The sequence below is a fragment of the Nocardia jinanensis genome (assembly GCF_014645735.1).
Lineage (GTDB): Bacteria > Actinomycetota > Actinomycetes > Mycobacteriales > Mycobacteriaceae > Nocardia > Nocardia jinanensis.
Genome location: NZ_BMMH01000005.1, coordinates 392658 through 393435, shown reverse-complemented (window position 1 = coordinate 393435; position 778 = coordinate 392658). Strand labels below are relative to the sequence as shown.

Below are 778 nucleotides of genomic sequence, written 5' to 3'. Positions count from 1 at the left end.
GCGCGGATCTCAGGCCGTGGCGATGACCGAAGACGAAGCGTCGATATTGCGCGACCTGGCCTCGAGCACGAGCGTCTTCCGCATCGAGAGCCCTCATCGCTGGAGCACGGTCGTCGGCGACAGCTTCTTCCCGGTCGGCGATCAGCCCGCAGTCGCCCCCACCACCAGGAGGGAGGCGCAGTTGCCGGCGCTGCTGCACCCCCGGGGTGACACGCGTGCCGCGCCCACTGTGCGTGCTCGAACCGCAGGCGCCACATGACGATTCGGCGCCGGTGATCGTCGAGGAGCGGCTGCCCGGGCATCCGGTCGCTGCCGCCGATCGGGGCCATGTGGTGGACGAGGTCGACGCTCCGGTGCACACCGTTCACGGGCGCACCGCGATCTTCGGCGTGGCGGCACAGGGCGGCGCGGTCGAAGACCGGCGGGTCTTATCGGCGGTCAGACCCGGCAACTGCGTCCCGTTTCATCCCGTTTGGCCCCGTTTCATCCCGTTTGACGTGGATCTGTTCCTCTTTCGTCCTTCGAGCGCCAAGCTCGGATCCCGTGGCGGCTCGCGGCCCGGCGCGTGCTGGCGCTGCTGTGGCCCTTTCACCGGCGAGGCAGGCCGACCAGTGGCCGCAGACGATGCCATCGAGACCGGGTTGGGCGACCCATCCGGCGCGGCGCTTCCGCTCTGGACCGAAGGTTCCCGACAACGATCGTTGTAGAGACTCTTGGTGACCACCGCCGACCGGCCCAGACGCAAATCTGGGCGCTTACCTCGACGTCACGACAGGGG

2 protein-coding genes are annotated in these 778 nt (G+C 68.9%); both read left to right on the top strand.

Annotated elements, in window-relative coordinates:
- Positions 1 to 22: 22 nt before the first annotated feature.
- Positions 23 to 259: a hypothetical protein gene (locus tag IEY68_RS15175; protein ID WP_189094300.1), complete on the top strand. Its 237-nt coding sequence runs from the start codon at positions 23 to 25 to the stop codon at positions 257 to 259.
- Positions 260 to 272: 13 nt separating this feature from the next.
- Positions 273 to 707, top strand: a complete 435-nt coding sequence (locus IEY68_RS15170) for a hypothetical protein (RefSeq protein ID WP_189094299.1) — start codon at positions 273 to 275, stop codon at positions 705 to 707.
- Positions 708 to 778: the final 71 nt, after the last annotated feature.

Excerpts from the sequence above, each read along its gene's own strand:
- IEY68_RS15175 (WP_189094300.1), top strand. The coding sequence starts at position 23 with ATGACCGAAGACGAAGCGTCGATATTGCGCGACCTGGCCTCGAGCACG.